The organism is Bartonella krasnovii (assembly GCF_003606345.3).
Taxonomy (GTDB): Bacteria; Pseudomonadota; Alphaproteobacteria; order Rhizobiales; family Rhizobiaceae; genus Bartonella; species Bartonella krasnovii.
Map to the genome: position 1 here is coordinate 2,043,005 of NZ_CP031844.2, position 25,272 is coordinate 2,068,276.

Genomic DNA, 25,272 nt, shown 5'->3' on the forward strand with positions numbered 1-25,272 from the left:
TTTTTAACCCAAGGAAGCATTTTAGTAACGGTAATGGTTCGGTTTATAAGGTCCTTGCGGTGTAACTCCAATATAAGCGGCTTGTTCTTCTGATAAAACAGTTAGTTTTATTCCTAATCGATCAAGATGGAGACGTGCAACTTTTTCATCAAGATGTTTAGGCAAAACAGTGACTTCATTTTTATAGCGTTCAGCGCGAGTAAAAAGTTCAATTTGCGCTAAAACTTGATTGGTAAATGAGGCTGACATGACAAAAGAAGGATGCCCCGTCGCATTACCGAGGTTTAATAAACGCCCTTCAGAAAGCAAAATGATGCGCTTTCCATCGGGAAAGGTAATCATGTCAACTTGAGGTTTAATATTGATCCATGGCAAATTTCTAAGGGCTGCGACTTGGATTTCATTATCAAAATGACCAATATTGCCAAGAATACACATATCTTTTACTTGTCGCATATGATCTAAACGGACAACATCTTTATTGCCTGTTGTTGTGATGATAATATCAGCACTGGAGGCTGCATCATCCAAATTAACAACTTCATAGCCATCCATAGCCGCTTGAAGCGCGCAAATAGGATCAATTTCTGTTATTTTAACACGAGCCCCAGCACCTGAAAGAGATGCCGCTGAACCTTTTCCTACGTCACCATAACCACAGACAATGGCTGTTTTACCAGCAATCATCACGTCTGTTCCACGGCGAATACCATCAACCAATGATTCTTTACATCCATATTTATTATCAAACTTTGATTTCGTGACGCTATCATTGACATTAATAGCAGGAAAAGGCAGAAGCCCTTCTTTTTGTAATTGATAAAGACGATTAACACCTGTTGTTGTTTCTTCGCTTACACCTTTAATTGCTGCACGTTGTCGTGTAAAAAATCCTGGCGTTGTATCCATACGCTTTTGAATTTGTTTGAAAAAAATTTTTTCTTCTTCGGTTTGGGGGTGCGAAAGGATATCTTTATTTTGTTCTGCACGACTTCCCATTAAAATATAGTTTGTAGCATCTGCTCCATCATCTAAAATCATATTGGAAGGATTACCATCAGGCCATTGAAAAATGGCATCTATATAAGTCCAATATTCTTCCAATGTTTCACCCTTAACAGCAAATACAGGAATATCCGTTGCGGCGATAGCTGCTGCTGCATGATCTTGCGTAGAAAAAATATTGCTAGAGCTCCACCGTATATCGGCACCAATCGCTTTTAATGTTTCAATTAAAACAGCTGTTTGAATTGTCATATGCAATGAGCCAGAAATGCGTGCACCACGCAAAGGTTGACTGGAGGAAAATTCCTTGCGACAAGCCATCAAGCCAGGCATTTCAGTTTCAGCAATATCAATTTCTTTACGACCATAAGCGGCAAGGGCAATATCTTTGACAACAAAATCTTGAGCTGTCATTCTTCATTCCTTTAAAATCAGTTTTTTAAAAGACGGTAGGAGAAATTAAAAAAAAATGCAAGATAAGAAGAAAACTTCTTTATGCGAAAAAGCTCTTTTAAAATCTCTATAAATTTGTGCAACAAACATGCATTTATGGATTTGAGTAACGATTTACGAAGAGGACAAGAGATCTCATGATAAAGTCTTATTATAAAAACAAAATTTTATCCTTTTTACATAACTTTAAAGCTTTTAAAAATCTTCAGAGGGATACCTTTTAAAGAATAAAAATGATGCATTGCTTCACAGTTTTTAATCGACTTTTAAAGGGATAATCAAAGAAAGTATATTCTTATTCCCCTCACGCATACGGTTGTTTAGAAAAGGTATCATGACCTCGTTTCATGATTAAGCTTTTAAGCAAAATAATATAATGCAAAGCCATATATTGTTGTCTTTATATTTATGAATAGATAATCTCAGCGTAACTCTTTTGGATTCCTATGATGTACATCTGCTCTTACATGAAGATAGTTTGTAAAAGATGTTTTTTCCTGTTTTCAATAATTTCTATCAAAAGACTGTAAATATGCGAGAAAACATTTTTTATGATACCGAATAGAGTATTTAAAATGAAAAAACATCAATCTAAAACATCAATCTATTGAGTGCACGTTGATTTTAAAATAGCGAACAACAAACTCTGAATTATAAATCAAATAATTAATTCAGTTTTGGGAGAATTTATTTTAGACGAATAAGTTTTGGGAAAATTGACCATGTGGACGAAATCTCCAGAGATAACTTGGCAAGGATGCAGCTATTGCTTTAGGAGTAATTCCCACACCTTCTAAGGTATATCCATTTTCAATAGCTTCTTGAGAAACAATGTTATCCATTTGCAAAAAGCGTATCTGATTAGTTGTTACAAGTGTTGGTATAAAAGGCAATTTACCGATTATTCCCAAAACTCCTCCAATCAATAGACCCGCAGAAAGAGGCATGGACAGGATTATTTTTTTACGGTGAATAATTTTGAGTATATGTTCAAGAGCATTTTGGAAGGTGATAATCTGGGGACCACCAAGATCATAATTTTTTCCCCAAGCAACCTGTCCATCTAAAGCGCGCGCAATAAACTCGGCAACGTCACCAACATACACAGGTTGCAATTTACTTTGTCCACCTCCAAAAAGAGGCATAAAGGGTAAAAAACGTGACAAATCTGCCAAGGTGTTAAAGAAACAGTCCTCTGGTCCAAAGATAACAGAAGGACGGATAACAATTGCTTGAGAATGCTTGTTATGAATGATTTGCTCACCCATAAATTTAACACGCGCATAAAGACATGAAGCGTTCTCGTTAGCTACAAGTGTTGACATATATATGAGTGGAATACCAGCTTCTGCTGTTAGTTCAGCAACATTGTAAGTACCATCAATTTGTGTACTTTTAAAATTGGATTGATTTGCTTGTTTTAAACTACCAGGCAAAAACACTGCAGCATCAGCTCCAAGCAATGCGCGTGCAACAGAGGCACGATGCTTTATATCCGTTTTAAGCATTTGTGTTTGCCCTACTTCTCCTATTTGGAGCATGTAATAAGCTTTTTGTGGACAACGAACAGCGATACGAACGCGATATCCTCGTTTCGTCAAAGTTTCAACGACATGACGTCCTACAAAACCAGATCCGCCAAAAACAGTAATAAGTTTAGGGTGTTGATAAAGTGCACAATCAAGTTGCATGGTTAAAAAGTCTATCTTTCAAAGCTTTAAAAATAGCCAATCTCTAACACGGTGGTGTTTTATTGTCACGCAAAATATCGCCAGCAAGATAAAGGGAACCTCCAATAAGGACAATAGCCTCTTGATATTCTTCCTTAATCTTATGCAAAGCATCTTGTAGGTGCGCTTGGGGGGATGCAAAGATTCCTGCTTTTTGAGCTGATTTAGCTAAATTTATTGGACAGATACTGGCGTTATTATTAATAAGCGGTATCGTATATACTTTTTCGACAAGGCTGGCTAAAGGACGAAAATAACCGACAGCATCTTTTGTGTTGATCATGCCAGCAATCATAATAATGGGACGACTTGTTTTTTTTCTCCATTGTGTAAGTTCCGCCGCAATAACTTTTCCAGCAGCAGGATTGTGACCGCCATCGAGCCATAAATTAAACTTAGGAGACATTTGATTAACCAGATATCCGTAGGTGAGATGTTGCATCCGTGCGGGCCAATAAATATTTTTTAAAGCGTCACTTATGACTTGTTCTGAAAGGTGAAAACCTGCTTGATAGACTGCTTCAATAGAAGCACCAGCATTGGCAATTTGGTAGTCTCCAATAAGGTTAGGAAAGGGAAGATCCATAAGACCTTGATTGTTTTGAAAAACCATACGTCCATGCTCTTTATAGCTTTGATAATCTTGATCAAATAAAGAATAAGGTACTTTATTTTTATCGGCGAGGGATATTAAAGTAGCAAGAGCTTCTTCATAATTTTGCTTACCGATAACCACAGGAACCTTTGGTTTGATAATCCCTCCTTTTTGAAAAGCGATTTGAGAAATTGTGTTTCCAAGAAAGTTCTCATGATCATAATCAATGGGCATAATAAGCGATACAGCTGGTTTGTTAATGACATTGGTAGCATCAAAACGTCCTCCCAACCCAACTTCTAAAATAACAACATCAGCTGGATGTACACTAAATAGTATAAAGGCAGCGGCTGTAAAAATTTCAAAAATAGTAATCGGCTCTTGATGATTGACTTTTACAATTTCATGGATTGTTTCAGCCAATAGGCTCTCTGTAACAAGTTGACCACCTCCTTTTTGGCCTAACCGGCAGCGTTCATTCCAGTTGACGAGATGAGGTGAGCTGTACATATGAACGTGATAGCCTGCACTTTCTAAAAGAGCACGGCAAATTGCTGAGGCAGATCCTTTGCCATTTGTTCCAGCAATATGAATAACAGGGCCAAGTTTTAAATGTGGATTGCCAAGACGTTCTAAAAGGCGGACAATACGCCCTAAAGAAAGATCAAATTTTTTCGGATAATTTTTGAGTAAATCATCCACCACCCTTTGTACTTGACTTTGTTGCATAAATTTAAGCTGCTTTCGTTATAGAAAGCGACGTTTGAGGATCTGTTGGGGATGGGTTGGAAGGGTTAAGAACAGCAGGATGTTTCATCATTAAGCGTAAAAGACGTGCAATGGTTGTTTTCATTTCTAAACGTGATACAACCATATCAATCATACCATGTTCGAGCAGATATTCACTACTTTGAAAGCCTTCTGGTAAGGTTTCACGTATAGTTTGTTGAATCACACGTGGGCCAGCAAAACCAATCATAGCCCCAGGTTCAGCAATGTGAATATCACCAAGCATGGCGTAAGAAGCAGTAACACCACCGGTAGTTGGATTGGTCAGAACAACAATATAGGGAAGCTTTGCTTCTTTCAGCATTTCAATTGCTACTGTTGTACGGGGCATTTGCATCAATGAGAGTGTTCCTTCTTGCATGCGCGCACCACCAGAAGCAGCAAAAAGAACCAACGGGCGTCTTTCCGCGATGGCAGTATCAAAAGCTTTGATAATAGCTTCTCCTGAAGCCATACCGAGAGACCCACCCATAAAGGCGAAATCTTGAACGGTTGCAATGATGGGCAAGCCTTCAATCGTACCGCGTGCACTTAAAATATTGTCATCAACACCAAGTTTAGAACGATAATCTTTTAACCGGTCGATATAGCGTTTTTCATCGCGAAACTTTAAAGGATCTGTTACAACTTTTGGATTTTCAAGAGTTGTATAGACACCATCATCAAAAAAATGCATAAGACGATTTTTGGCACTGATACGCATATGATAGCCAGAATTGGGAGCCACGAATTGATTGTCTTCCAGATCTTTATGGAAGATCATTTCACCACTTGTAGGATCTTTTATCCATAGATTTTCTGGAACTTCACGGCGTCCTAATATAGAGTTAATTTTAGGACGAACATAATTTGTAATCCAGTTCATCTTTATAGCCTTCCTTTAAATATTATACATCTTTTGCATGATTTGAAAGAATATAGAACTTAAGCACTCACATTTGCTTTTTCGGCTGAACAATAACGAATCCATTTAATACTTTTATCCATGCACGTATAGCTCTAACTCCATTGTTTTTTTATTTTTAATATTTCCAATGTCATAACAATCATATGCACGAAGAGTATTCCCTATAACAAATTTCTCATAAGTTTTAAGAACTTATATGTTTTTATTCTTTGACTTTGATATTAAAAATCACCTCTTGCGCTGGTTAACAAACGGCTTATTTACTTTTAATAAAAATGACTCTTCAATTAATCACTAATATCGACAGTCCTGAAGCAAAGAAACCTTATAATAATAAAACCTTAAAAGACTAGACGTACCCATTTAAAATTACGGATATGATAACGTTATGTTAGCGAAACGCTAATACCAGAGCAAGGTTTTTTTCAAATGGTTTTCTTAAAGCGCGTGCGTTTCACATAAAATAAAGCACCCAAAAAATATCATTTTTATTGTATATCCACACATTGCTAGATCTGACCGTCTCACATATTTCAGAAATTTTCTCATGAGTACCTATGAAGCGTATAACTCCCTTCTATGAAAGGCATAAAATTCATTATGCTTCCCCATTTTTACTGAAATAGAAGGTATAAACCGGATATCTTCATACACTTGGCTAGCTTCCAATGTTACAATAATTCTTGTCTTGAGAGAAGGAATTGAGAGGTCTTTTATGCCTTTTACAACATACACTGCCCCCGTTTATGACATCTCAACAAACGATTATAATTGATTCAATATGAATAGGGTTAAAATGAGAAAGCTTTATAGTATGCTTTCTTTAGCTGGCGAGTTTTGTGAAGTTTAAAGAACATTATTTTTGAGTGATGCGTGCCATAGTTTTTTGGGAAAGCATTTTGTGTAAATGTGTCATAAAGGCAGCTGCAAAAAGTGGTGCGGCTAAATTAAGAATGGGAATTGAAACAAAAAACGCGATCAATAATCCAGCGCCAAAAACCGTTGTATAATGAGTATGTAAAAAAGCACGCGCATCTTCCTCTGTTCGAAAACGATAAGCAGCAAACAAGAAATATTCGTGTCCAAGCAAATAACCATTAATAACATAAAAAGCAATGAAATTAACACCTGGTATGAAGAATAAAATAAAAGCAATCCCATTACCAAGAAGGCTTAAAATAACAAATTTAAAGGAGAGGACGAGAGAACGTCCAAATGGCATCGCTTGTCCAATAGGCTCATTCGGATAATCTTCCTTTTCGATAATTTCAGCAGCAGAGTCAATGAAAAAACTACCAATCATAGCGGTGATAGGAGCAATCAAAAAAGCTAACAAAAGAGCCAAACCAAGATTGAAGATGATAAGCATGCTAAATCCCAACCATCCCGCCCAACTTGGGAGCCCAGGAAGAAACTGAGAAGCCCAAGGCCAAAAGTAAGACACAAAAAGTTGGTGCACACATAACCATAAAATGGCAAGCACAAAAAAAGTAATCCCCAATGCTTTCAGGATCATAATGCTATATTGTGAGGTTAGTAAACGTTGTAAAGCACGATAGGCAGCAGTAAAAATCATAGATTAATAAACTAAGGAAAGAAGCAAAAAAAACAAGAAATATATTTAAAAAAGGTGTTGTGTAATTTTTTATTGCTTGAATTACAAGCTCTATTTTCAATGATTTAAAGAAATATATTGATATTGTTCTGTAAAAGGAGGGTTTTCACCTTTATATATTATTAAAATCAGTCTAAATTTTCTTATAGAATGGATAAAATAAGTAATCAAAATAAAAAAATAACTCAGACTCCTTCATTTAAAATAAAAATAGATAGTTTGGTTTTAAAAAACGAGAAGAATTTAAGAAATAGATATTATAGAAGGATGTTTAAATATTTTTGTACAGAGTTTAGCTAATTGCGTTTACATAATATATATATTAAATTAGGACGGTAAGAAATATTGAGTAGGCGTTTTTTTACTAACATTTTTTATCCAGTATAGCTTCCGAATTTTGTTTATCGATACCCTTATTTGTTTTGAACAATCCCTAATATTTTGAATTTTAAGAGCTATAAGTGCAATAAAGTAAGAATTCATAGAAGCATTTTTCATAAAAATGGTGCATTGGAGCGAATAATTTTGAGCTAATAATACCATTTATTTATGAAGAGAATTGATCATCTTCAATTTTAATAAGTATCCCAAATAAAGAGATACTCTCTCAAATCTTTCATCATCAAAATCAAAAAATCATTTATTTTCACATTATAAATAGGACTAATATGGGGATAAAAACACTTAAGAAGAAAATGCTTTTTATAAATTTTTCCCCTAAAGCAAGGCTTTCGTAAAGTTGAAGGGTGGCAAATGATGATTCTAACTTGTCTTTTTAGAATTGGAAAGACAGTGATATAAAAAATTCTATTCTTTACAAAGGCTAGGGTAAGGTGGGATTTTTTTTAAGAAATATCTCTCAACGCTCGTCATATCCCTTTTGCAACAGTCCCCATGAATGGATAAGGATAAAACTGCTATGAATACTATAAAACTTATAAGGCGCACCACTACCTTTATACTTAGCGAAGAAACACGCCGGTAGCATCATACACTTTGCCAATTCTCTCAATGTTGCGACAAGCGCTTAACTCTTGAAACGATTCATTATAAGTTTTTTAGTCTTTTCTTAAATATTTTATATTTATGCAGCTATCCTCGCTAACGTGTAAGTAAATAGTTGTGCTTGATTTAATATACATGGATTTAAAATAAGAGAATCTTACGATAACTAGGGATCTAATTGTAAGTTGAATAACGCTAGATTATCATGATAAATTAATATGTTATCTAATCTAGTCTGGATGGATAGATAGCTTTTGTGTCTTCAGAAATTCAGTTCTTATTTTATGAGATGCTTTAATAAGGTTTTTGAAGAGTTATTATTTGAAATGAGGTGTTTTTTTCTCATGAGGCATAGACGTTTGGGGAGTAAAAAGTGATACGATCATGTTTGCTAATTTTTGCGCTACGTGTTGTTTACGCATAGGGGGCCATTGTTCAACTTTTTCTTTACTTACGAGATAAACTTGATTTGTATCAGCGCCCATGACGCTTGTACCATCTTGTTGAAGAGAAATATCATTTGCAAGAATGAAATCAGCGCCTTTTTCGATGCATTTTTTTTGCGCATTGGCAATGATATCACATGTTTCAGCAGCAAAACCAATGACCAATGAGGGGCGATTTGGAGCATGTCCAATTGTTGCTAAAATATCGGGATTTTCTACCATATGGAGGGATGGTGGTGTTTTATGACCATCCTTTTTAATTTTATGTAAAGATTGCGTTTGACTGCGCCAGTCACAAACAGCGGCAACAAAAATAGCCCCATCAGCAGGCAATGATTCTTGAACGGCTTGTAACATCTGTTGTGCTGTTTCAACGTGAACAGTTTTTACTTCTTGTGGGTCTACAAGATTAACAGGTCCACAAATAAGTGTTACTTTTGCTCCCAAATGCGCAAGAGCGGTTGCAATGGCATGACCCTGTTTACCCGAAGACCGATTAGCAAGATAACGTACTGGATCAATGGGTTCGTGGGTAGGGCCAGAGGTAACGATGAAATGGCGGCCAGAGAGAGGTTTTTCATGTACATTCAATAGAGCCTCTATGGCAGCGACGATGGTTAAGGGTTCACTCATGCGCCCATAGCCTGTCTCGTCACGTTCAGCCATATTTCCCATTTCTGGTCCGATAATATGGACGCCATCTGTGCGCAATTGTGCAACATTGCGAACAGTGGCTGGATGCGCCCACATAGCTGGATTCATAGCAGGCGCAATTAAAAGTGGACAGCGTGCTGCTAAAAGGACGCAATCGGCGAGATCATCTCCTATACCATGGGCTATTTTTGCAATGCGATTGGCTGTAGCAGGGGCTAAAATAATAAGGTCAGCATCACGAGCTAGTCGGATATGTCCGATATCATGTTCTTCTTCGCGTGAAAATAAATCAGTGTATACAGTACGACCGCTTAAAGCTTCAGCGGCTAAAGGCGTAATAAATTTTTGCGCTGCTTTTGTCATTACGACATTTAAGTGTGCTCCACGTTCCTTTAAACGACGAATGAGATCAAGTGCTTTATAGGCCGCAATACTTCCACCAATAATAAGGAGGAGAGATTTTGATTTCAATGATTGCACTTCAACAGTACTTGCATGAGAGAGGTGCGTGGTGAGAGTGGTGGGATTACTTAAAAGACGGCGCGCTTCTTCTTCCATAGAAATGCCATTTTGCGCGGCACGTATGCGCAAAGCTTCTTTGGTTTTAGGAGAGAGGTTACGAATAGTAATACTGGCCATAAAATACCTCCAAGAAACAAAATGATGTCAATGATTTCATCTTTGGTATTTTTTAGCACATTGAGCAGATTAGAAAAGATGAAAAAGATAAAAAGTGAGACAAACACAACAAAGTGCGATAATGAACAGACTATAACGTCCATAACGATTTCTACGACTTTGTTCAACAGCAAGTTGTTTGAGGGTAGAGGCAGAAAGATTAAATCCCGTTTCTCTGATTTTGTTAAGGTCTTCTTCCATACGTTGGAAATTTTGTATCAATTGTGGAGTTTTGCGAGCCAGCGAAAGGAGAGCTTGTGCTCCTTCACTAAAGTCTTTTGCCACTCCTATAGGTCCTAAATTTTTACTAATCCATTCTCTGACAACGGGTTCAGAAGCTTTCCACATGTTAAAACTGGGGTCTAATGTGCGAGCAACACCCTCCACGACAACCATTGTTTTTTGCAGTAAGAGAAGTTCGGGTCTCGTTTGCATGTCAAATAGTTCAGTGACTTCAAACAACAATGTGAGCAACTTAGCCATGGAAATGCTTTGTGCTGATTGTCCGTGAATTGGTTCACCAATCGCGCGGTTGGCTTGCGCAAAGCTTTCAATATTATGGTGTGAAGGAACATAGCCTGCTTCAAAGTGAGCACGGGCTACCCGATGGTAATCGCGGGTAATAAAGCCATAAAGAATTTCAGCAAGGAAATGTTTTTCTTTTTTGCCAAGCCTTCCTGTAATCCCTAGATCAACAGCAACAATACATCCATTTGAGTCTACAAATAAATTACCAGGATGCATATCAGCATGAAAAAAACCATCACGCAATGTGTGGCGTAGAAAAGATTGAATAAGCGTAATGGCAAGCGCCTTTAGATCAAAACCAGCTTCTTTGAGCTTGGAAATTTCGGATATTCTTATACCATCAATCCACTCCATGGTGAGAACATTACGCCCTGTTCGTTCCCAATCAATCTTTGGCACTCGAAACCCCGTATCCTGTTGAATATTTTCAGCCATTTCAGATATGGCTGCTGCTTCTAAGCGTAAATCCATTTCAAGTCGTGTTGTTTGTGCTAAAGTATCTACCACACGAACAGGACGCAGCCTTCGAGAGGCAGGGATATAACGCTCTTGTAAATGCGCAATGAGATAGAAACCTCTAAGATCTTTAGAAAAACGCGCGCGGATATTAGGACGGATAACTTTTACGGCACATTTATTCGTATGACCGGTTTCATCACGATATTCAGCAGGATGAACCTGAGCGATAGAAGCAGCGGCAATGGGGGGATAAAAATTGATGAATAAATCATCAATAGAACGACCAAGAGAATTTTCAATTTGAGTAATAGCGGCAGTGCAAGAAAATGTTTCAACACGATCTTGGAGTTGTGACAAATCGTCTGCAACATTCCGTCCGACAATATCAGGTCTTGTGGCAAGAAATTGACCAAGTTTTATGTAAGAGGGTCCAAGCTTATTAATGGCATACGAAATATTTTCAGATCGCTGTTTCTTTTTTGTTTTGCGCCGTGCTAATCCACGCGCTATACGATGACATAATGCTGGAAACCCTTGAAGATCATCGTGAGGTAGAGCACTCAAAACACCTTCACGTGCTAAAACCCATCCTGCACGCATCAATTGAAAGTAAGGAGAAATTTGCACCATTTTTAAATTTTCCAACCTGAATGCAGTGCTGCAATCGCACCGGTGAGATTGCGGTACGATACACGCGAAAATCCCGCTTGCTTGATCATATAGGCAAAATCATCTTGTTTAGGAAACTTGCGGATAGATTCAACCAAATAACGATAAGCATCACCATCATTTGCAATAAATTGCCCCAGCTTAGGGATAGCATGGAAAGACCAAAGATCATAAATTTTATCGAGCCAAGGCATCTCGACATTTGAAAATTCTAAACATAAGAAACGTCCACCGGGCTTTAGAACACGAAAAGCTTCTCTAAGAGCTTTGTCAATATGAGGTACATTGCGAATTCCAAAGGCAATAGTATAGGCATCAAAGCTTTGATTTTCAAAGGGCAAATGTTCTGCATTGGCTTCAACAAAATCCATCAGAGGAGCAAGACCATTTTTTTGTGCGCGTTGTTTTCCAACATTAAGCATTGAGCCATTAATATCAAGAACCGTAGCATGGGCTTTTTGGCGTGAAGCATTAAGAATGCGAAAAGCAATATCACCTGTACCACCAGCCACATCAAGAACTCTCCAATGAGAAAGTGCCGGTGGAGAAAGCCATGCAACCATAGAGTTTTTCCAAAAACGGTGTAGTCCTAACGATAAGATATCATTCATCTTATCATAATTTTCAGCAACAGAATGAAACACACCATCCACCATGGACTGTTTTTGTGCTTCATCAACTCTTGTGAAACCAAAAGAGTGTTCCATACCACCCTTAGCTCCGACGCGTTCTGTTTCAGCTGCCATATCATGACCTTCCTTATTTTTCTTTTATCGTAAATGAAAGAGAGAGGGAATGTTCAAATACGAAAAAACAATGTATAAAACCACGACGTTTATACAGCCAAAAACAGAAGAGTACCTTTAGATATCAAGATTAGCAACGCTTAAGGCATTATCTTGAATAAAAATACGTCTAGGCTCAACTTCATCACCCATGAGACGAGAAAAGAGTGAATCTGCATCGGTTGCATCATTAATTTTTACTTGTAAAAGAGAACGCGCATTGGGATCAAGTGTTGTTTCCCAAAGCTGTTCAGCATTCATTTCCCCAAGACCTTTATAGCGTTGAAGCGTAATACCCTTTTTACCATTTGTAAAAATGCTTTCTAAGAGGCTCATAGGTCCAAAAATACGCTCTGTTTTATCTTTGCGGCGTAAAAGAAGAGGCGGATGATATAGGTCGCTAAAACTTTGGGAAATACGATCAATTTGACGTGCATCCGCTGAGTTTATAAGTGCTGCATCAAGCGTGATAACATCTTTAACGCCACGTAAAACACGTTCAAAACATAAACCCCTATCTTCTGTATATTGTCCACACCAACCTTGTTCCATATCATCAGCAATCAGATTAAGACGTTGTGCGATAGCATCTGCTATTTTTTGTGCTTTTTCTTGTGCTGCAAAGGCTTCAGAGTTAAAAGCACCAACAATGGCTGCTTGCTCAACAATATTGCGATCATAACGGGTATGAAGGCCATTTAAAAGTTGACGGAAGGTACGGGCATCTTTAGCGAGTTGATATAGATCAGCTCCTGCACGAACTTCTCCCGTTGAAAGCTCAAGTGTTGTTTCTTCTAGTCCCGTATCGATCAAGAATTCTTCAAAGGCTGCTTCATTTTTAATATATTGAGAAGATTTTCCACGCGATACTTTATAAAGAGGAGGTTGAGCAATATAAAGATGTCCCCGTTCAATCAACTCGGGCATTTGTCTAAAAAAGAAAGTGAGCAGCAGAGTGCGGATATGGGCTCCATCAACGTCTGCATCTGTCATGATAATAATCTTATGATATCGTAATTTATCGGGTGAAAATTCATCTTTACCAATAGACGTTCCAAGAGCGGTAATAAGTGTTCCGATCATATCAGATGAGAGCATGCGGTCGAAGCGAGCTCGTTCAACATTAAGGATTTTACCGCGGAGAGGTAAAATTGCTTGATTTTGCCGTGAACGTCCACTTTTTGCTGAACCACCCGCCGAATCTCCCTCGACAATAAATATTTCTGATTTTGCAGGATCACGCTCTTGGCAATCGGCAAGTTTTCCTGGCAGAGAAGTGATGTCAAGCGCTCCTTTTCTCCTTGTCAGTTCACGTGCTTTGCGTGCTGCTTCACGTGCTGCTGCAGCTTCCACCACTTTACTAATGAGAAGCTTTGCTTCATTCGGATGTTCTTCCAGCCATATTGAAAGACCTTCATTGACCAAATTTTCAACAATAGGGCGCACTTCAGAAGAAACCAATTTGTCCTTTGTTTGTGAAGAAAATTTAGGATCAGGAACTTTGACAGAAAGAATAGCTGTTAATCCTTCACGGCAATCATCACCGGTTAAATTTACTTTTTCTTTTTTGGCAATCCCTGAAGATTCAGCATAACCATTAATTTGGCGTGTAAGAGCACTTCTAAAACCGATTAAATGCGTTCCACCATCCCGCTGAGGAATATTATTGGTAAAACACAAGACCTTTTCATGATAGGAATCATTCCACCATAGAGCAACATCAACGCTCATACCATCTTTTTCACTCGCAATATAAATAGGAGTGTCTAGGAGCGCTTTTTTTGATTGATCAATATATTTAACAAACTCTATCAATCCGCCTTCATAATGCAATTCAACAGATTTAATGTCAGCGTGACGCTCGTCAACAAGAAGAATATAAACCCCAGAATTGAGAAAGGCCAATTCCCGTAAACGACGCTCTAAAGTTTCAAAATCAAACTCAACCATAGTAAAGGTTTCAGAGCTTGGTAAAAATCTAATTTCTGTTCCACTTTCTTGATCACAATCGCCAACAACTTTTAATGGAGCATCAGCCACTCCATGGGTAAAAGACATTTCATGAATTTTACCATTACGTTTGATTTGCAATTTAAGCCAAACAGAGAGTGCATTTACCACAGAGACACCAACACCGTGTAATCCACCTGAAACTTTATAAGAGTTTTGATCAAACTTTCCGCCGGCATGAAGTTGTGTCATGATAACTTCAGCGGCAGAAATACCTTCTGTTGGATGGATATCAGTTGGAATTCCACGTCCATTATCACGAACAGAACAAGAACCATCAGCATGGAGTGTGACGTTTACAAGAGTTGCATGACCGGCTAAAGCTTCATCGATAGCATTGTCTACAACTTCATAGACCATATGATGTAACCCCGATCCATCATCCGTATCACCGATATACATACCCGGACGTTTACGTACAGCATCAAGACCTTTGAGAACTTTGATAGAAGCGGCGCCATAGTCATCGCCTTTTGTCGGTGAGGTGCTTTGTGTCGGTGAGGTTATCTCATCACTCATAAGTTAGTCCATTTCTGTATTAAATTTACAATATTTTATCCGCTTTTTAAAAGCTCAACGTTCTGCTCAGTTATTTATGGAATAACCACATTAAACATTTACCGTATATCAGCGCTAGATTCAATATCTGTCGGTATATTGGAGAGAATAATAAAACGATATGACGCTATTATACAGTAAAACTCGTCACTTAGGGTAGTCATATAAGACAAGTGAGCACTTTTTTGATATATTTTAAGTATTTTTACAATGCGTGGTGAATATTCAGCGCAAAATTTATCTGTATGGCCTTTCGTTAAGTGAATTGCATGAATGGGAAGACAGAAAAATTTAAAAGTGTAATTTATCGAGAGAAGCTGAGTTTGAAGAAGATAACGTCAAATACTTATAAAGGCTATAAGGTTCATTTCTTCCAAATTGCTTTTTATACATTTGTTTAAAAAAATATATGAAAATTCTTAAAACTTTTAACAATTAAAAAAAGAGAAAGAATTTTATTTATGAAACGGAAGATATTTTGGTGAAGTGCGTTAGATAATAATTAAACAGAGTTTTATATTATCTTTGAAAAATGGGGGAGAGATTTTGAAAATAAGGAAACCTATACATGTAAAACATCTTCAATGGCATTTACGGTATTTTTTACCCCATAATTTATACACTCTTTTTATTCGCATTTTATTTGTTGCAGGGGGATTTTTATTTTGCTCTTACGCAGAAGCTGACATAGCTGGAAGGTTGCCTTCTTTTTTTGATTCGCATGAATATTTTGTACAACCTGATACCAAGAATATCACTCGTTTACGTTTTGTAACAACTTTTGATTTTCCTCCTTTTAATTTTCTTGATCAAACGGGGCATCTTACAGGTTATAATATCGATTTATTGCGTGCTATTTGCTCAAAATTAAAATTAGAGGAGTTTTGTGAAGTAGAAGTGGTTCCTTGGAAAGAGCTTGTTGAACATGTCAAAAATGGTGGTGCAGAAGTCATTATTGCGGGTTTAAAAGAAACAAGTCAAACCCAACAAGATCTTGTTTTTACAAAGTCATATTTGCGCTTTCCTGCGCGATTTGTTGCTTCTCGACAGTTCAACCTTGATGAGCCAATAAGCAACCAATTGGTTCATTTAACCAGTGGCGTTTTATCTAAAACTATTCACGAAAAGCTCTTTCATGATTATTTTCCTAAAGCAAAATGGCGAGGATTTAAAGAGAGGAAAGAGCTCTATAAAGCCTTACAGGAGCATAAAATTGACCTTATTTTTGATGATGGATTTGCTTTATCGTTATGGTTCAAAAATCAAAAATCTATTGATTTTTACCATTTTGTTGGGGGGCCATATATGGCACCTCAGTTATTGGGTCAAGGAATGCAGCTTGCTGTTTCAAAAAAGAACGAAAAATTGATTGCTATCCTCAATTATGCCCTAAAATCTCTAGAAGAGGATGGTAAACTCACAGAGCTTTATTTGCGTTATTTTCCAATAAGTTTTTACTAATGAACAGTTTTTTAGTGAAGAGCTGTTAATCTTTCTGTTCCCAGTCGATAGGAGATGGCTTCTGCGAGATGATGACGTGAAAGATTATCGGATTCATCAAGGTCAGCAATCGTACGCGCAACTTTGAGAATACGATGATAAGCACGTGCAGAAAGATGCATTTTTTCACTCACATTTCGTAAGAGTATGGCGGCATTTTTATCAGGAATAGCAATTTGTTCTATAATTTTGGCAGGGCAATCGCCATTGGTTCGGATATGATCCAACCCTAGTGCTGCAAAACGTTTGGCTTGAATGGTGCGGCAACGTGCAACGCGTTTTGCAACATCGCAGCTTTTTTCTGATTGCTCTGGTTGCATAAGGTCCATTGCTGTCAAAGCAGGAACATCAATCCGTAAATCAATTCGATCAAGAAGCGGACCAGAAATACGGGATTGATAATCGATTTGACAGCGTATACCTTTAGCACAAACATGGCCTTTTTCACCTGCCATACCGCATCGGCAAGGGTTCATTGCGGCAATAAGTTGGAAACGAGCAGGATAGCTGATATGGTGATTAGCTCTAGCGATAACCGCTTCTCCACTTTCTAAAGGTTGACGAAGGGAATCAAGAACTTGCGGAGAAAATTCAGGCAACTCATCAAGAAATAATACGCCATTATGAGCAAGAGAGATTTCTCCTGGACGTCCTTTAAGTCCCCCACCAATCATTGCTGCCATAGAAGCAGAATGATGTGGGGAACGAAAGGGACAATGAAGTGAAATGGTATTATGAATCGTTTCTCCTGTAATAGATGCAATCAGACAGACATCTAAAAGCTCACGGCTATTAAGAGGGGGTAAAATAGAAGGTAAGCGTTGCGCCAACATAGATTTTCCAGCACCAGGAGGACCAACAAACAAAAGGTTATGGCGTCCAGCAGCACAAACTTCTAAGGCACGTTTGGCTGTTTTTTGTCCTTTGATTTCACAAAGATCTGGAAGTTCAGTTTCGATAGTATATTGGCGCGGTTGTGGACGTTTTTGAATTTGTGTCCCTTTAAAATGATTAACGATAGTGAGAAGTGTCTCTGGAGCAAGAATATTTATTTCTGCATTTGCCCATGCTGCTTCAGGTCCACATTGAAAGGGACAAATCAGTCCTTTATCGAGTGATACAGCTGTCATGGCCGCTGGTAAAACGCCATTGACAGCAGTCAGTGAACCATCCAGTGACAATTCACCTAAAATGACATAGTCTTGCGCTACTTCTGGAGGGAGGATTCCCATAGCAAGCATTAAGCCTACAGCAATTGGCAAATCATAATGTGATCCCTCTTTAGGCAAATCAGCTGGTGCAAGATTAATCGTAATTCGTTTGGTTGGCATAGAAAGCCCACAAGCATGGAGAGCTGCTTGTACGCGTTCGCGGCTTTCTGCAACGGCCTTATCGGCTAACCCAACGATAGCCATTCCTATTTTACCGGATGAAATCATAACCTGTACATCGACAGGAACTGCTTCTAGACCGCGAAAAGCAACAGTTGTAATACGTGCGATCATTTATCTCCCCCCTTTAGATTTGGGAGAGACAATCATATCTACGCATAAAAATCAAGAAGCATCTCTATGGCTTTTTTTATGGATAGATCTATATATGTACGCGGGTTTTTGTAGCGTTCTGAAAATTATTTGTACAAATTTAACCATGATAATATGGAGCGCAATAAAACATTTATAATAAGCTCAATGAATATGTTAAGAAAAAAACGAGGGTGTTTATATGACACAACAGAGAAGAATTTTGTGAAGATATGAGGGGAGGAGGACGTTATATATCGCAGAATATTATCTGATGCGATAAAACGTGTAAAGTATGCAAATTAGTTATATTTACCTTTATTATTTTATATTATTTAGAAGTGTGGTAGATGCAAAGTGTATTAAAGGTATCTGATTTATGGTATACCAGACGAGAATTTTGTTAAAATCAGAAACTGTGCGCAGTGTATTTATAGGTTTGTGTTTCGCTTTTTCTTTTCCACAGCCACTTGCTGCATTTGACTTTTTCGGTCTCCCTCTTTTTGGTCAGAAGAAAACAAATTCTTCTTCACATTCTGTTAAAAGTACAGAGAGATTTTATAAAGTTGATATTGTTACCCCACCAGGGGCACCACCGGAAGGCATAAAAATAGTTAAATCTGTCTCTTCTCTTTTTGCAGATAAAGAGAAAGCATCTGCGAGTTCTTCTGGTTTGTTAGCCAAAGCGCGTTCAGACTATCGTGCTATTCTTTCTGCTCTTTATGCTGATGGGCGCTATGGTGGTGTTATTAGTATTAAAATTAATGGCTTAGAAGCCGCTGATTTAAGTCCAGTAACGCAACTTCCAGCACAATCCAATATCGTTATTACGATTAATGCTGGCCCACAATATGTTTTTAGTATTGCAGATATTGATAAAGTAGCGCTTCCTGAAAAGCGTAAAGCGCATAAAATGCCCACAATTGAAGAATTGGGCTATAAAGTTGGCGCTATTGCCAAATCTGAAACCATTTTGAAAGCAGAAAAATGGGCGGTAGAAGGATGGCGTAAACAAGGTTATGCAAAAGCTAAAATTATAAAAAGTGATATCGTGGCTGATCATGCTGCGTTGCGTATTGAAGGAAGGATTGTCGTTGATCCTGGACCAAAGGCTCATTATGGTCCTTTAAGTATCCGTAATATAAGTAAGAAACCACGTGTCGATTCAGCTTATATCGCATGGATGACCGGACTAAAACCCGGACAGAAATATGATTCCGACGCGTTAGCTAAGGCAAATGAACGTCTTGCACGCCTTGGTGTTTTTCGTGCTATCAATATCCGTGAGGCTGATACCATTAACCCAGATGGCAGTTTACCACTTATGCTTATTGTACAAGAACGTAAACCGCGTCGTTTTGGTGTAGGGGGTAGTTATTCAACATTAGATGGGGCTGGTTTTGAAGCTTATTGGATGCATAACAATCTTTTTGGTCATGCAGAAATCCTTAAAATTGAAACAAAAATGAGTGGTGTTGGCAGCAACAAAAAACAATCATATAGTTTTAAAAATTTTGATTATCTTTTCGGTGCTACGTTTATAAAGCCGGGTGTATTCACACCTGATACAGATCTCAGGTCAGAATTAAAAATACAGCAAGATGTTCTGGAAAATTACACAACAAAAGCGATCAAAGGGAAATTAGGTATTACGCATATTTTCAATAGTAATCTATCGGGACAGGCTGCTATAGAAGTTTCAAATGGTTATTCACGTGATATCTATTTTGGAAGCCGTAATTTTACAACAATTGGTCTTCCTACTGGTTTGATTTATGATAGTCGTAATAATAGGTTTAATGCAACAAAAGGTTTATATGGTGAAGTTCTCATTGAACCCTTTTATGAGATGCGTTTTAGCAATTTTGTTGCAAAAGTAACGGCAGAAGGCCGTTCTTATTGGGCGTTAGGCGAAGGGGATCGTTTTGTTTTTGCTGCGCGGGCAAAGCTTGGTACAATTCTTGGAAATAATACAGCACAGGTTCCTGCAGATACGCTCTTTTTTGCTGGTGGTGGGGGCTCTGTTCGTGGTTATGCTTATCGTAATATTGGTATCAAAACAGAAAATGATGCGGTTGTTGGTGGACGAGCACTTATTGAGGGATCGGCAGAATTGCGTGTTTCTTTAAATGATAAAATAGGATTTGTCGGTTTTCTTGATGGAGGTCTCGTAGGGGAAAAGGCGAAATTTGATTTTTCTCAAAAAATTAAATGGGGAGCCGGTATAGGAGGCCGCTATATGACAGGTCTTGGTCCTTTGCGCGTTGATTTAGCCTTTCCTTTAAAAAGAGAGAAGGGTGATCCTCGTATTGGTTTTTATGTGGGTATAGGACAAGCATTTTAATGAAAAAAACTGTACGTTTATCAGCTTTCTTCTTTGGATTTGTGTTTTTTTTGGTCGGTGGTTTTGTTCTTGCACAAAGAGAAGACCGTTTTCCTTCTAGCGAAGAGATAGCAGACGATCGTTCATGGTTTGTTTCTTTAATTGAAAGCAAGCTTTCAGCGCCTAATCGTCAAGTTCGCTTGTACAATATGCAAGGAGCGCTATCTTCTCAAACATCAATTGATGCTATTACTGTCAGTGATAAAAAGGGAATTTGGCTTAAAATTACCAATGCCAAAATGGATTGGAATCGTCTAGCCTTGCTAAAAGGGCGGATGGATATTAATCAGCTTTCGGCAGAACGGGTTACGTTTTTGCGCAAACCACAAAGCAATTCTTCTCTTGAGATAGGTAAGTTTTCTTTACCAAAATTGCCGCTTGCTCTTTCGATCAATACACTTGCAGCTCAACATGTGACGTTTGAGCAAAATCTTTTTGGTTTTTCTGCTGATATGTCCTTAGAAGGCAATCTTACTTTGGCGAGTGGTTATTTTGATGTTAATATGGTGGCGCATCGTTTAGATGCACCGGGGTCTTTTTCTGTTCTTACCAAGATATCAGAGAATAATCGTACAGCTCAAATTGATATCTCTGCTGATGAACCGCAAAATGGCATTTTGGCGAATGTTTTTAACATGGAAAAACGCCCAGCATTGAATCTCGCGATTAAAGGTGATGGTACTTTTGATGATTTGGTTATCAAACTTTCTTTAGAATCCGATCATCATTCTATTTTAGATGGTCATGTTGTTCTTGCAAGTGTTTCAGAAGGACACAGTTTTTCTACGAAACTAGAGGGTAGATTAGATCCTTTAATACCTTCTCAATATCGTCATCTCTTCGCATCTGATATAATATTAAAAGCAGAGGCAAGAAGGACAAGAGAGGGGGTGACCCACCTTGATCAGATGGTTCTTCAGGGCAAAGCAATGAATGTTATCGCCAATGCTGAAATAACCGCCGATGGTTTTTTGCGGCGGCTTTTTGTTGATGGTAAAATGGCTCTTGATAACGAAAAGGAGTTTGTTCATTTGCCCATATTAGAGGCGTCAAAACCTGCGAATGCTCTTTCTTTGAACATTGACTATGGTCGCGAAGGACAACAATCTTGGAATGGGCGGCTTGTTGTCAATCATTTTAGCAATAACAATATTTATGTTCGCGATGCGGTTTTTGATATGGGGGGAGTAAGCGAAAATCTTGACAATGCGGCTTCTCGTCATGTTGGTGTTCAGGTTAATGGAACGCTTCAAGGGGTTAAAAAGATTAAGGAAGGGGTCGTAGAAGATTTAAGCCAAGCGGTTCATATGTATTTAGATACGGATATTGTTTCGAATAAACCGATTTTAATTCATGATCTTAGTGTTACGGCTCAGGGTTTTTCTTCTTGGTTGAAAGGGACAATGGAGAATTTTATTTTTAAAGGCGATCTTGGGTTAAAAGCCAAAACACTAGCTCCTTTAGAACTATTCAGTAAAAAACCCCTCTCTGGTAGAGCAGATATTAAAGCCAAAGGAACAATTGGTCTATTGAGTGGCATTTTTGATCTGAAATTATCAGGAATGGCTGACAATATGAAAATAGGCGTGCAGCCTTTTGATCGTTTATTTAAAGGAAATGTCACTCTTTCAGGTAGCATTGCCCACAACACGACGGGCTTTATTTTACGTCATTTGAATTTGAAAAATCAATATACAAACATACAGGCTAATGGTTATTTTTCGGATGAAAGCGCTAAAATGGATTTATCTGCTCAAATATCTGATCTCGCCAAATTAGATCCAAAGATAAGCGGTGCTCTTACAATTCAAGGAACTGCAAGAGGGCGCAATAGCCATATAAAGCTCAATACAAGTGCTCATATTGATAAAGCGTTCGTTATGGGGAAGGAACTTCGAAACACAACATTTAACATAAAAGCACTTATAGATAATACAACACCCGTTACGTCTTTTACGGGGAGTGTAAAAGGTGAAGGAGTTTTTGCTCATAAGCCTCTACATTTGTCTGCTTCTTTTAAGGATTCTCATAAAATTAGAAAACTTGAGAATATTGATATTAAAGGGGGAAGTGCAAAAATAACGGGTGATCTTTCTCAACAACTTGGAGGTTTTTTGAAAGGAGCGCTGCATATTGATGCCGATGATATTTCAGTGCTTTCAGCGTTATTTTTACAGGATGGTAGTGGACAAGTAAAAGGAGATTTTATTTTTGATGAACAAAATGGTAGACAAAAAGCCCATGTGAAGGCGCATGTTAATCATTTGAATTTTGCCAAGAATAAAATAAAAAAACTGGCAATAGATGCCGATATATTCGATCCTTTTGGTACGACACAGTTTGAAGGTGTTATCAATGCAGAGCATATCCAAACTCCTTTGATAATGATCAATCGTTTAAATGCTCATGCCAATAGAAATAATGAACAAACGGTTTTTACTGTCCAAGCGATGTTGCATGATGCTCTTAATGCTCAGCTTTCTGGTCGTGCAAGGAGTGTAGAACTTCCAAAAGGCATAAAACGGGAAGTGCAAATTGAAACCGTAGATTTAAAACAACACCATTTTCATGCAACATTGCCAAAACCATCGATAATTGTTTTTGATAAAGATGGAATGACAATCAATGAATTAGGAATTGCAATAAATGGCGGTAAAATCACCCTTGCGGGGAATATTCAAGATACTTTGAATTTGCAACTTACCGTGGATTCTCTCCCTGCTACTTTAGCTAATCTGTGGAAATCCGATCTTGGAGCATCAGGGAGTTTAACTGGAAAGGTTATGATTCGTGGTCATTTAAAAAAACCTGATATAACCTATGATATAAAAGGTGAGGAACTAACAACCGTTGCTCTTCAAGATAAAAAAATTATGCCTTTTTCGCTTTCTGCTACGGGAAAAACTTTAGATCAAAACCTTACTTTGAATGCAAGTTTAACAGGGGAAGGAGTACAAGCACAAGCTCAGGGGCTGGTATCTTTAGAGAAAGACAAACTTGACCTCCATATTAATTTGCAAAATTTATCTGCACGTTTGGCGAATAGCTTTATTGCAAGACAAGCGCTTGATGGGGCGGTGATAGGCAAAATTGATATTGGTGGGACAATGAAGGATCCATCGGCTCATTTTGAGCTTTCGAGTCAAAGCCTAACCACTATGACGCATAAAGGACCGATGTCAATCAATATAAATACTCGTGGTTCTTATAAAAAATCGACATTGCATATTGAAAATATGATAGCAACTGGAGATAAAGGATTAGATCTTTCCATTCATGGGCCTGTTTCTCTTAATGGTTCAGAGGCAAAATTAAATGTTAAAGGGATAATACCTCTTGATTTTGTTAATCTCTTATTAGCTAAGCGTGGTGCATATATAACGGGTACAGCAAGAGTTGATACAGTTCTTAATGGTGCGTTATCAAAGCCACAATTTACTGGAAATATTTCTATAGCCGATGGTAGCTTTTTGGATTCAAAAACCCATGTAGGATTGAATAATATAACGCTTGAAGGCAAATTAAATGGCGATCATATTCTTATAGAGAAAGCTTCAGCTTCTTCATCTGAGGGAGGGAGAGTTTCTGCTTCAGGCCGTATTTCTAATGATCTAGAGACAGATTTGATCTTTCATCTTGATAATGCCAATTATAATGATGGCTCTATGATTCTTGCAACATTGTCAGGCGAGATGACAATGACAGGTAACTTTCTAAGTGATCTTGTTATTGGTGGAGATATCATCGTTGAAAAAGCTGAAATTCTGGTTCCTGATCATTTTCAAAATGCTAAGTTTCTTGATGTCAAAAATAAGAATTTAACAAAGCCAATTCAAAAAACACTTGAACGTGCTGATGCTAAGAGCACGAATAAAAGTCCTAGTGCCACAGAAGAATCATCATCTGTTGTGTTATCAAATATGCGTATTACAGCACGCAATCAACTTTTTGTACGAGGAAAAGGGTTAGATGCCGAACTGGGAGGGCGCATTAATTTAGCAGGTCCATTAAATGATGTGCATCCAGTGGGTGAATTTAGAATGATTCGTGGACGTTTTGATATTCTTTCACAACGTCTTAATTTTGATCAAGGACAAGCAAGTTTTAGCGGTAATCTTAATCCTACGGTTTATTTTGTAACCAATAATAACAGTGGTGATATTCGCGTCACTGTAACCGTAAGTGGAACGATTGATAATCTTGATATTAATTTTTCTTCGCAACCGAATTTGCCACAGGATGAGATTTTAGCGCGTTTAATTTTTAAGCGCTCTCTTAATGAACTATCACCATTTCAGATTGCTCAACTTGCGGCAGCCGCTGCTGATCTTGCGGGTGGTTCTAACACATCTTTGTTGAACACTTTACGAACTAAAATTGGACTTGATGACCTTGATGTTATCGTTAATGAAAAGGGTAATACAGGTTTACGCATTGGACGCTACATACACAATAACATTTATTTAGGCTTTGAAGCAGGATCTGATGGAACGACGAAAGGGACAATTAATTTGGATATTTCGCGTCACCTTAAAGCTAAAGGTTCTATAGGAAATGAAAAAAATTCGAGTATTGGTCTCTTTTATGAAAGAGACTACTAAAGATTAAAGTTTAAAAAACAAGTTTTTTATTTTTTGTCTCTCATTTCTAAGATTGAGAAAGGAAGCTTAGACTAGAAAAATACTTAAACCTTATTCTCAAGCCCATTCCATGCTGTTGACTAAAGAGTGTATTGTATGCAAATATTGATTTATAAAGTTAATTTATCTTTATTTACCTTGAATTAGAGCTTTGAAAGCCGTAAGCTACTCTCATTGCATAATTAAAAATCAACAGCATTCAACAAAATAAAAGAAAAGGCTTTCATCTAAATCCAAGAAATTTATTTTCGATAAACCATAAATTTTTTGCCAATTCCTAATTGAAATAATATTTTTTTACAAATAGGGCGTTAACTTCTATCCGTTTTTTACTTTAAAT

13 protein-coding genes are annotated in these 25,272 nt (G+C 37.7%); 3 read left to right on the plus strand and 10 right to left on the minus strand.

Going from position 1 to position 25,272, the window contains the following annotated elements; genetic code table 11:
- Positions 1-21: 21 nt before the first annotated feature.
- From ahcY to gyrB, 9 genes are all read right to left on the minus strand, one after another.
- Complete coding sequence (ahcY, locus tag D1092_RS08825; protein WP_120121551.1) at positions 22-1,419, minus strand: adenosylhomocysteinase; 1,398 nt, start codon at positions 1,417-1,419, stop codon at positions 22-24.
- Between the two features lie 731 nt (positions 1,420-2,150).
- The gene (locus tag D1092_RS08830; protein WP_120121552.1) at positions 2,151-3,149 is read right to left on the minus strand and encodes a complex I NDUFA9 subunit family protein; all 999 of its coding nucleotides are present in this window, start codon (positions 3,147-3,149) and stop codon (positions 2,151-2,153) included.
- A 43-nt stretch (positions 3,150-3,192) separates the two neighbouring features.
- Positions 3,193-4,512 carry a bifunctional folylpolyglutamate synthase/dihydrofolate synthase gene (locus tag D1092_RS08835; RefSeq protein WP_120121553.1) on the minus strand — a complete coding sequence of 440 codons (1,320 nt, stop codon included), beginning with the start codon at positions 4,510-4,512 and terminating at the stop codon, positions 3,193-3,195.
- A 4-nt stretch (positions 4,513-4,516) separates the two neighbouring features.
- A complete protein-coding gene (gene accD, locus D1092_RS08840; RefSeq protein WP_120121554.1) occupies positions 4,517-5,437 on the minus strand; it encodes an acetyl-CoA carboxylase, carboxyltransferase subunit beta in 921 nt (306 codons plus the stop codon).
- Positions 5,438-6,335: 898 nt separating this feature from the next.
- On the minus strand, positions 6,336-7,055 hold the full coding sequence (locus D1092_RS08845) for a sulfate transporter family protein (protein WP_120121555.1): 720 nt from the start codon (positions 7,053-7,055) through the stop codon (positions 6,336-6,338).
- Between the two features lie 1,361 nt (positions 7,056-8,416).
- Positions 8,417-9,838: a bifunctional phosphopantothenoylcysteine decarboxylase/phosphopantothenate--cysteine ligase CoaBC gene (coaBC, locus tag D1092_RS08850; protein ID WP_120121556.1), complete on the minus strand. Its 1,422-nt coding sequence runs from the start codon at positions 9,836-9,838 to the stop codon at positions 8,417-8,419.
- A gap of 69 nt (positions 9,839-9,907) precedes the next feature.
- On the minus strand, positions 9,908-11,494 hold the full coding sequence (gene ubiB / locus D1092_RS08855; protein WP_120121557.1) for a 2-polyprenylphenol 6-hydroxylase: 1,587 nt from the start codon (positions 11,492-11,494) through the stop codon (positions 9,908-9,910).
- 2 nt (positions 11,495-11,496) lie between these two features.
- Positions 11,497-12,279, minus strand: coding sequence for a bifunctional demethylmenaquinone methyltransferase/2-methoxy-6-polyprenyl-1,4-benzoquinol methylase UbiE (ubiE, locus tag D1092_RS08860; protein ID WP_120121558.1), 783 nt, complete (start codon positions 12,277-12,279; stop codon positions 11,497-11,499).
- A gap of 117 nt (positions 12,280-12,396) precedes the next feature.
- Positions 12,397-14,847: a DNA topoisomerase (ATP-hydrolyzing) subunit B gene (gyrB, locus tag D1092_RS08865; RefSeq protein ID WP_120121559.1), complete on the minus strand. Its 2,451-nt coding sequence runs from the start codon at positions 14,845-14,847 to the stop codon at positions 12,397-12,399.
- Positions 14,848-15,432: 585 nt separating this feature from the next.
- Between gyrB and D1092_RS08870 the strand changes: the two genes are divergently transcribed.
- A complete protein-coding gene (locus tag D1092_RS08870) occupies positions 15,433-16,347 on the plus strand; it encodes a transporter substrate-binding domain-containing protein (RefSeq protein ID WP_241436117.1) in 915 nt (304 codons plus the stop codon).
- Between the two features lie 11 nt (positions 16,348-16,358).
- On the opposite strand, the gene D1092_RS08875 is transcribed toward D1092_RS08870, so the two are convergent.
- Entirely contained in the window at positions 16,359-17,891 is a 1,533-nt protein-coding gene (locus D1092_RS08875; RefSeq protein ID WP_120121561.1) for a YifB family Mg chelatase-like AAA ATPase, read from the minus strand.
- A gap of 397 nt (positions 17,892-18,288) precedes the next feature.
- Here D1092_RS08875 and D1092_RS08880 point away from each other — a divergent pair, with 397 nt between their 5' ends.
- Positions 18,289-20,253 (plus strand): autotransporter assembly complex protein TamA, encoded by a 1,965-nt coding sequence (locus tag D1092_RS08880; RefSeq protein ID WP_120121562.1) that lies wholly within the window; start codon positions 18,289-18,291, stop codon positions 20,251-20,253.
- The gene (locus tag D1092_RS08885; protein ID WP_120121563.1) at positions 20,253-24,893 is read left to right on the plus strand and encodes a translocation/assembly module TamB domain-containing protein; all 4,641 of its coding nucleotides are present in this window, start codon (positions 20,253-20,255) and stop codon (positions 24,891-24,893) included. The genes D1092_RS08880 and D1092_RS08885 overlap by 1 nt, the downstream gene beginning before the upstream one ends.
- Positions 24,894-25,272 lie beyond the last annotated feature (379 nt).

Bases quoted from the DNA above. Each gene is read 5' to 3' on its own strand.
- D1092_RS08845 (WP_120121555.1), bottom strand. From the start codon at position 7,055: ATGATTTTTACTGCTGCCTATCGTGCTTTACAACGTTTACTAACCTCA.
- D1092_RS08835 (WP_120121553.1), bottom strand. From the start codon at position 4,512: ATGCAACAAAGTCAAGTACAAAGGGTGGTGGATGATTTACTCAAAAAT.
- ubiE (WP_120121558.1), bottom strand. From the start codon at position 12,279: ATGGCAGCTGAAACAGAACGCGTCGGAGCTAAGGGTGGTATGGAACAC.
- ahcY (WP_120121551.1), bottom strand. From the start codon at position 1,419: ATGACAGCTCAAGATTTTGTTGTCAAAGATATTGCCCTTGCCGCTTAT.
- D1092_RS08875 (WP_120121561.1), bottom strand. From the start codon at position 17,891: ATGATCGCACGTATTACAACTGTTGCTTTTCGCGGTCTAGAAGCAGTT.
- D1092_RS08880 (WP_120121562.1), top strand. From the start codon at position 18,289: ATGGTATACCAGACGAGAATTTTGTTAAAATCAGAAACTGTGCGCAGT.
- ubiB (WP_120121557.1), bottom strand. From the start codon at position 11,494: ATGGTGCAAATTTCTCCTTACTTTCAATTGATGCGTGCAGGATGGGTT.
- coaBC (WP_120121556.1), bottom strand. From the start codon at position 9,838: ATGGCCAGTATTACTATTCGTAACCTCTCTCCTAAAACCAAAGAAGCT.
- accD (WP_120121554.1), bottom strand. From the start codon at position 5,437: ATGAACTGGATTACAAATTATGTTCGTCCTAAAATTAACTCTATATTA.
- D1092_RS08885 (WP_120121563.1), top strand. From the start codon at position 20,253: ATGAAAAAAACTGTACGTTTATCAGCTTTCTTCTTTGGATTTGTGTTT.
- gyrB (WP_120121559.1), bottom strand. From the start codon at position 14,847: ATGAGTGATGAGATAACCTCACCGACACAAAGCACCTCACCGACAAAA.
- D1092_RS08830 (WP_120121552.1), bottom strand. From the start codon at position 3,149: ATGCAACTTGATTGTGCACTTTATCAACACCCTAAACTTATTACTGTT.